Origin of the sequence: uncultured Granulicatella sp., from assembly GCF_938030755.1 — a bacterium.
In the GTDB taxonomy this organism is placed as follows: Bacteria; Bacillota; Bacilli; order Lactobacillales; family Aerococcaceae; genus Granulicatella.
On the sequence record NZ_CALHIF010000029.1, the window covers coordinates 1 to 8273 of the forward strand.

8 protein-coding genes are annotated in these 8273 nt (G+C 35.3%); all 8 read right to left on the reverse strand.

Annotated elements, in window-relative coordinates:
• Positions 1-141: 141 nt before the first annotated feature.
• The 8 genes from Q0594_RS03170 to Q0594_RS03205 all read right to left on the reverse strand — a co-directional run bounded on the left by Q0594_RS03170 (position 142) and on the right by Q0594_RS03205 (position 8165).
• Positions 142-1185 carry a hypothetical protein gene (locus tag Q0594_RS03170; RefSeq protein WP_298729560.1) on the reverse strand — a complete coding sequence of 348 codons (1044 nt, stop codon included), beginning with the start codon at positions 1183-1185 and terminating at the stop codon, positions 142-144.
• A 275-nt stretch (positions 1186-1460) separates the two neighbouring features.
• Positions 1461-3017, reverse strand: a complete 1557-nt coding sequence (locus tag Q0594_RS03175) for a PTS transporter subunit EIIC (RefSeq protein ID WP_298729561.1) — start codon at positions 3015-3017, stop codon at positions 1461-1463.
• Positions 3018-3035: 18 nt separating this feature from the next.
• Positions 3036-4367: a 6-phospho-alpha-glucosidase gene (locus Q0594_RS03180; RefSeq protein ID WP_298729562.1), complete on the reverse strand. Its 1332-nt coding sequence runs from the start codon at positions 4365-4367 to the stop codon at positions 3036-3038.
• A gap of 139 nt (positions 4368-4506) precedes the next feature.
• A complete protein-coding gene (locus Q0594_RS03185; RefSeq protein ID WP_298729563.1) occupies positions 4507-5247 on the reverse strand; it encodes a MurR/RpiR family transcriptional regulator in 741 nt (246 codons plus the stop codon).
• Between the two features lie 191 nt (positions 5248-5438).
• A complete protein-coding gene (locus tag Q0594_RS03190; RefSeq protein ID WP_298729564.1) occupies positions 5439-5630 on the reverse strand; it encodes a toxin-antitoxin system protein in 192 nt (63 codons plus the stop codon).
• 59 nt (positions 5631-5689) lie between these two features.
• Positions 5690-6595 (reverse strand): alpha/beta fold hydrolase, encoded by a 906-nt coding sequence (locus tag Q0594_RS03195; protein ID WP_298729565.1) that lies wholly within the window; start codon positions 6593-6595, stop codon positions 5690-5692.
• 15 nt (positions 6596-6610) lie between these two features.
• A complete protein-coding gene (locus tag Q0594_RS03200) occupies positions 6611-7372 on the reverse strand; it encodes a nuclear transport factor 2 family protein (protein WP_298729568.1) in 762 nt (253 codons plus the stop codon).
• Positions 7373-7478: 106 nt separating this feature from the next.
• A complete protein-coding gene (locus tag Q0594_RS03205) occupies positions 7479-8165 on the reverse strand; it encodes a YjjG family noncanonical pyrimidine nucleotidase (protein WP_298729566.1) in 687 nt (228 codons plus the stop codon).
• Positions 8166-8273: the final 108 nt, after the last annotated feature.

Sequence of the window (8273 nt, forward strand, 5' to 3'; positions counted from 1 at the left end):
CAGAACTAAATCCTTTGCTTAAATTAATTGTCTAACTTTTTGGGGTCAGTACAAACTCAGGGGGCTATCTTTATAATTCTCTTTTCAATCCTTCGACTAGCTGGTATCATTTTATAGCAAGATCTTTAGCAATTTTCTTTTTTATACCATTTTGTTTTTTACCATTTGAAGTAACACATTAGTATCAAAGATAAGCTCTTTCTTTTGCTCAGAGATACTATCAAATGTTAGTTTGAACTGTTCTAAATTCGGATTTATTTCAAGAATCCAAGAATAAAATGGACCATTTAAATTGTCTTTTCCAATACTGTATTTGGGAATTCTGATATTAACTATATTATCTTTATGCCCCTTTATTTTCTTCCTACCACTATATAATTTAACTTTATATTTTAGTTGACAACTCTTTTCTACCATAATAATAAAACCTAGACGCTCAACATCTTTTATTATACAACTACACTTTTTCTTTATACACTTTTGATTATCTCTAAGATTAAAAATTATGGAATCATCAACTCTCGGCACTCCACACCCAAGTTGAGGACCTCTAAATATATTATTCTCCCTATCATATAAAATTTTCATTGAAGGAATAACTATATTATTTATTTCTGCTTCAATGATTAATCCATGTAAATTAACATCCTGAATAAATTCCTTTTTATAATCAACTAAATTAATTATTTCGATACTTAAAACCTCTCCAGATTTCAAAGCCATTCTTGGTATTACTATTTGTTTAAATAATTTTTTCCTAAAATTTATTCTTTCCACCATATTAATATTAAGAACTGCTTTTTCAGTTTTTATCGTAGTATCTCCATTATTTATTCCTATTAGAATATATTTTTGAGATTTTTCATCAAATCCTACATCAAATCTAATTTCAGAAAATTCTTTATTCTCTATTTCTATATCATATAATTCTATCGCAGAAATGGTTTCAATATTTTTAGATTTTAATGTAACTCTATGATAATAAGGATTAGAATAATATTCTGTTTTTTCGTTAATTGCTTCCAAAATTCCACTTTTACCTATTCGAAACATCTCTTCAGCTTCTACAGTAATGCTCTTATTATTTTTCCATATTTCTTTTAACAAAAAAAGTATTAACGGAGCAATTAATAAAGCATAGCCATACTGCCAAAATACATCCGTATTTAATAAATCCATATTCATTCTATATATTACCTCCCGAGAAATTTAATTTATTGACTCTACAAATCCTTTTAAACGTTTGCATTTTTCATTATATTCCTTTACGCATGCTGAATCAATTAGATTTTCCACACAAAAAAACAGGGTTCTCGCCCTGGTTTTCCTATTGCAATATTCGATTGAAATGAATCGCTAGATAAAGCAATTCGTCGTTGGAATTTGATATTTCTTCTTAATGAAAATAACCGAGGTAGATCCTCGGTTATCTCCATCTTGCTAAAAAACAAGTATTATAATCATTCAATATTTAAATACTCTCTTAATTCCGTTTTATAGATTGAAGCTTTTGCACCATAGATAATTTGAATACCATTATCAACATGAACTACTCCTTTAGCATTCAATGCTTCACTAAAGTACGAATCACTTTTAACTTTGGTATTATCTTTTAAAGTTACTCTTAGTCGAGTAAAGCAAGCATCTACTGCTGAAATATTATCTTCTCCTCCGAGGGCTTCGACTAATTTTAAGTTAAAACTACTATCATTCTTTTCTTGAACTTCTTCAATTTTTTCTGTTTCTCTTCCTGGAGTTAAATAGTTAAACTTCTTAATAAGGAATGAGAATACAAAGTAGTATAATACAAAGTAAATTGGCCCTAATATTAAAATCCAAGTCCAATTTGACCCTTTATCTGCTCCTAGAATCCCATTAAATATGAAGGATAACAATGGTCCACCAAAAGTTGCGGAACCAGAAACATTAAAGTTAACAAGATATGTGATGACATATGCTAATCCTGAGAATACAGCATGGAAGCCAAATAATAATGGAGCTACGAATAAGAAACTATATTCTAATGGTTCTGAAATCCCCATAATCACACAAGGAATAGTACTTGCAATCATTAGTGACGCAATTTTCTTTTTATTTTCAGGTTTCGCTGCTCTATAAATTGCAAATGCAGCCCCCGCTAAACCAAACATGGCAAAGATAACTTTCCCATTCATTAGATATTTACTTACATCAATATCGTACATCGCATTTGGTGTATTTAAAATTGCATTTTGAATATTTACAGCACCTTCATATACTTGTCCTCCAATATCCTTGACCCCTCCAAGTGGAGTAAAGAAGAAAGGCAAATAAATAAAGTGATGAAGGCCAAAAGGTAATAGCATTCTTTCTGAAAAACCATATACAAATGATCCGAATGCTCCAGTCTTAGCAATAAAGTCCGCCGCACTATTTAAGAAAGCTTGTACAGGTGGGAAAATAAAGGCTAATACAATTCCTACAAACCCACTCACAATCAAACTAACGGCTGGAACAAATCTTGTTCCATTAAAAATAGAAAGAACTGCTGGAAGTTCAATTTTATAATATTTATTGTGTAATGCTGAAACGATTAACCCAATTAAAATACCGCCAAATACCCCTGTGTCTAATGTAGTAATTCCAAGAATCATTTTTTGCCCTGTTAGTAATTTTCCTGGATTAATTGTCCCATTCAAAATGAGAAATGATCCCAGTATGGAATTCATCCCCATATACGCAATAAATCCTGAAATAGCAGCTGTCGCTTTCTCCTTCTTCGCAAAACCATAAGCAATCGACATCGCAAAAATAATTGGAATATTATTATTAATCACATTCCCTAAATCTTTTGTGAGTTTAAACAAAGCTGCAAGAAATGGACTTCCTAATAGTGGCATTGTTTTAACCAAATTTGGGTTTGAAAATGCACTCCCAATTCCCACTAAGATACCTGCAATAGGTAATAATAGAACTGGGGCCATCAATACTTTCCCAAATTTTTGGAAAGAAGTTAGAATTCTATTTCCTGATTTCATATTTACTTCTCCTATTCATCATTTGAGTTCAGGCCAATATTCTGAGTTGGCCTCAATAAGACTATCTAATACCTTACGTGCACGCTTAGCATCTACTACTAATCTATTCAACGTTAAGGCTTGTAATGCTTTTTCATAACTACCTTCAAGGTATGCTTCTACTGCTAATTTTTCATATGCGTATTGAGATTCAATTAATCCTTTATAGAATGTACCAATTTTACCAACTGCAAATGGTTCTACTCCATTGACACCTAATAATGCTGGTACTTCAATCATGACATCTTCAGGTAAATTAGAAACAATACCGTTATTAGGTGTCATAATAATAAATGTATCCCTTGTATTGTTTAGAATAGAGGCAGCACATTCAACAATCATATCTCCATGGGCATCATTATGAACAATATGAGAATCCTTAGCACTATTATTTTTAATAATACGATCACATTCTTCAAAGACTCTCTTTTCACGTCCGTCCATTACTTCGTTTGCTCGAGTATAATTTGGATCCAATTTTGTAATTTTATAGTCTGGATACAAATAGTATTGCAAATAAGTATTTGGTAGATAATCAGGGAAATCTCTTACCATTGTTTCAACCATTCCATAAGTATCTAACCATGATTGGTCACGTTGTTCCGCATCTACTGGTAAGAAGCCTTTTTCTAAGGTAGTCTTCTTAATCAATGGAAGATAGTCTTCACCAGTAATTTTGTCATACACGTGAGTAAACCAGCCAAAGTGATTTAAACCGAAATATTTTGGTTCAAAACGATTATAGTCAACTTGAATAAGTCTTCCGAATGATCTTAATAGATTTACTGGTTGATCACAGATATTAAGAATTTTATGATCATCTGGAAATACCTTATTCAAAGCTACTGCAACAATCGCAGCTGGATTTGTATAATTAATAATCCAAGCTTCTGGTGATTTTCTACGAACAATACTTACAAGTTCAATCATATCTCTAATTGAGCGTAATCCATATGCAAAACCACCAGGCCCACAAGTTTCTTGTCCAATTAACTCTTGTGATAATGGGATTTTTTCATCCTTTTCTCTCATTGGATAGCCGCCCGTTCTCATTTGGCAGAGGACAAAATCTACATTTTCAAATGCAATTTCTGGATCAGTTGTATATGAAAATTTAACTTCTGGTGCTTCTTCTCTAAAAAGGATTTTACCAAATTCCCCAATTTTTTCTTGACGTTTTTCATCAATATCATACAATTTAAGTTCGTTAATTTTAAAAATATCTAAATGTTTCGTCAACGCTTTCAAAATTCCAGGTGACCAAGTAGACCCACCACCGACGATTACAACATTTACAGATTTATTTAACATAATAAAGACTCCTCAATAAATTATTTAACACATGTGCTTTATACTTTTATTATAGAATCCGTTTTCAAAAAAACAATAAGCTTTGGCGTATCCGCCAAAGCTACACAAGCATTATAAAATGACACACCACTGTGTATTTTTACACATTATTTAATTTATCAAGGTATTTAGCTATCAACACCTCAAAAAAATAAGAAATTGAAAATCGAGAAGAGATATCCATCCCTTCAAATACTTGCTTTTGATAATCTACAAACACACTTAAATCTGATATTTTTGCAATTGGGTTTTGTGATAGTCCCGTAATTGAAATCTTAGTTGCTCCATTTACACTAGCAACATTTGCACATTCAACAAGATTCTTAGTTTGTCCGCTCATTGAAACCAGGAATATTAATGTATCTTTATTCGAGTGAACTGCTGAATGTAACATTAAATGTCTTTCATTATAAACTCTTGCATTCTTCCCAAGAATTCTTAATTTATCTGCAGCTATGTCACATGGATATTTTGATAATCCATGCGCATAAAATAGAATTTCTTTCTTAGTATCTAGCAATGCTATAATCTCATCTATTGTTTCATTCTTAATTAATTTTTTTGTTTGAACTAATTGATTATCTATACTTAATGATTGGTCGTTCGGATTTGGCATAATTGAATGAATGATATCTTCTCTTAATTGAACAAAACCTGTATATCCCATTTTTTTTGCTAATCTAACAACTGTATTTGGTGAAACAAAAAATTGTTTAGAAACTTCATTTAAAGAAAGATGATCTCTACTAGAAAGCTCTTTCTTTATAAAGTCTAGTATTTCTTTTTCTAGTTCATTTAGCTTAGAATAATTTTCTTGAATATTATTATAAAAATTACGCAAAATATCATCACCTTTCTGGCTTCATTTTACATCTTATTTACTTCTAACTTCAATACTATTTTTTATATAATTTATTTTTCCATCTCAACTTCTACCTTTATACGGGTAATTAATAACTCTATACAAAAAAAACGAGGCTCTCGCCCCGTTTTTTCATGTTTGTTCCGTTTTGATTTTGTTTCGGTAGTGCTTCATAATTCCAACGCTTTCTTCAATTCGTCCACTGAGTGATACCCTTTTGCGTTTGGATCCTTAGCAATCTTTCTACCTTCTTCAATTGCTTCAATAGTTTCTTTATTATACTTATCCAATTTCGGAGAGGAAGGGAGTCCTTGCCCATTGATATCTTTATAGATTTGGATATTTAAATTTGATGTACTCATCCTTTTCACCTCTTTACGTCTAGATTTTACAGTTATATAGCAATCCAAAATTTCTGCTTTTATTTCATCCCATTAAAAATCTCATCGGCAATTTCTATTCCGATTTGTGCTTGTTGCTCTACTGTGAGGGAGTGTCCGGTTTCGTCTAAGGTGGTCAATCGTGCGTCTTTGAGGGCTTTTACCGCTTTTTTGGAAGCAGTGATGGGCACGATAAAGTCATCCGCGCCGTGATAAATATGGACGGGTGCACTAATCTTGCCCAGTCCCTCATACGCGTCGATTGGATAAACGTCTTCTAAGTACTTCTTACTAATGTTTGTCCCTAAGAGATTAAACGTTTCAGGGGCTGCTTCTAGGCTTGGGAAGGTGCTTCTGATATCGTCCGGTAAGGAGAATGCTGGATAGAGCAAGAAGACTCCGGCTACATTCGCCACTTCCTGCGCCAAGAGTGCCGAGACGAATCCGCCTTGACTACTTCCCATTAAATAGAGGCGGTTCGTGTTGACAAACGGGAGGGAGCTGGCAAACTGCAAGGCATCTCGCAAGTTTTGCACTTCGGTCAGAACAGACATTTCCGTCGTGGCCCCCTCGCTTTTAGGAGAGGATGAAGAGGAACCGCCAGCAAATTCAAAACTGAACACCGCCACCCCCGACTTCGCCAAGGTTTTCTGTACTTCTTCGTCATGCTCTACACTGGCTCCGAGTCCATGGCTATAGACCACTAAAGGAACTTGTCCTTGGACATCTGGAATGTATGCTCTAGCATAGAGTTTCTTGCCGTTACTAACAAAGGTATATTCCTTCACGGTATAGGTGCCGTCTGCTTTCACTTCCACGCGCGGGGCTTGCGTTGTCTCCTGGACGGCTGTTGTCGTAGGAGCCTCTGCGTTTTCTTTCAGTAGTCCGCACGCTCCTAGTAGGACCGCCACAAATAGTGTTCCTAGTAATTTCAATCGTTGTTTCATCGATTTCCTACTTTACTAAAATTTTCCTAGATTCGTTAGTTCGCTCTTCTTAGGCATGACTTCTTTATTATCCCAGTGCTCGACAATTTTTCCATCCTCTAAGCGGAAGAGCTGCATGATGGCATAATCTTGATTGGCAATCCACATTTTCGAATAAGCCACTACTAGATTTCCTTCTCCGATTACTTTGAAGACAAAATCCACACTCGCATCATTCTCTAACAAATATTGTTTAAAGGATGGTCCGCCTTGCGCGATTTCTTGGTTATGTTGGATTAAGTCATCCGATACGTATTTTTCAAATTGATCCCACTCTTTGTTTTGAAGGACATCGACAAAAAAGCGACGAACGATCTTTTTATTCTCTTCTGTACGGTCAAAGTCGGTTAAAGAAACCTCTCCGTAAATCGGATCTTTCTCACCAATTTCTTTTGGATAAGCATCGATGACATCCCAGTGCTCAACGATGCGACCCTCGTCATCAGAACGGAAGATATCTGAGGTCACCCATTCTGCTTCACCGTCATTTAATTTTTGATGAACATGTACAAAGACAAACGGCCCATCCTCGAAAGAACGAACGATAGTGATTTCTCGTTTAGGATTTCGTTTGAAAAAGTCTACAAAGAACGCTTCAAACCCTTCTTTTTCATCGGGAACACCGGTACTGTGTTGTGTATAGCTATCTCCCATATAGTGGTCATGAACTTCCTTAATCTGTCCATCACGAATTCCTCTTAAATAAAGATTTGTTGCATTTTCTAATTGTTTTGACATCATGAATCACCTCTTATTGCTCAGTCTATCTTCTTTGTTCGTACAACTCAACTAATTGGTTTGCATGCAAAAAACGACCGCAAGACGTGCCTGCAGTCGTTTCGTTTTAGATTAAAAATTCTAATAATTCGTCGTAGCTTCGGACTTCCACGGTTGGTTTTACCGCCGTTCGGTTCTCCTTGCGCGCCAGGTTCATCCAAATCGTGTCGATTCCCGCATTAATCCCGCCCTGGATATCGGCTGTGAGCGAATCCCCAATCATCACCGCTGTATCTTTGTCGAAATCCGGGATATCTTTTGCCACTCGTTCGAAAAAGAGCGGACTTGGTTTTGCGACTTTTAATTCTTCCGAGATAAACACTTTTTTGAAATACTTCGTCACGGGTGAATGCTCCATGCGACCCTTTTGAATCGTCGTAATCCCATTCGTAGCCGCGTAGAGCTGATACCCTGCATCTCTAAGCGTATGCAACATCTCCTCCGCACCATCGATGGTTTGCCCTTGGGTGGAGAGAATGGATTCATATTCCGACGCTAATTCATGGCCATCTTTTTCCAGGCCGAAATGGTCGAATAACTTCGCAAAACGCGTCCCCACTAACTCTTCACGGGTGATTTCGTTTTTCTCCAACGAGCGCCACATCGCTCGATTCATCGGGATATAGACCTCAATATATCGCTCTATATCACTGACCCCATGATTCTCCAGCAATTTCGTCAGCGCGTAATTCTCCGCCGAATGAAAGTCCCACACCGTCGAATCTAAATCAAATAATAATGTTTTGTAAATCATCTTCCTAACCCCTTTTTTCTTATAATTCGTATACTATATTGCTTCACTAAAGTTTCCGTATGCTTGGCTTAATTCATACACACAATCATCCAACTCTTGAACCAACTC

Excerpts from the sequence above, each read along its gene's own strand:
- Q0594_RS03170 (WP_298729560.1), bottom strand. The coding sequence starts at position 1,185 with ATGAATATGGATTTATTAAATACGGATGTATTTTGGCAGTATGGCTAT.
- Q0594_RS03175 (WP_298729561.1), bottom strand. The coding sequence starts at position 3,017 with ATGAAATCAGGAAATAGAATTCTAACTTCTTTCCAAAAATTTGGGAAA.
- Q0594_RS03180 (WP_298729562.1), bottom strand. The coding sequence starts at position 4,367 with ATGTTAAATAAATCTGTAAATGTTGTAATCGTCGGTGGTGGGTCTACT.
- Q0594_RS03190 (WP_298729564.1), bottom strand. The coding sequence starts at position 5,630 with ATGAGTACATCAAATTTAAATATCCAAATCTATAAAGATATCAATGGG.
- Q0594_RS03195 (WP_298729565.1), bottom strand. The coding sequence starts at position 6,595 with ATGAAACAACGATTGAAATTACTAGGAACACTATTTGTGGCGGTCCTA.
- Q0594_RS03200 (WP_298729568.1), bottom strand. The coding sequence starts at position 7,372 with ATGTCAAAACAATTAGAAAATGCAACAAATCTTTATTTAAGAGGAATT.
- Q0594_RS03205 (WP_298729566.1), bottom strand. The coding sequence starts at position 8,165 with ATGATTTACAAAACATTATTATTTGATTTAGATTCGACGGTGTGGGAC.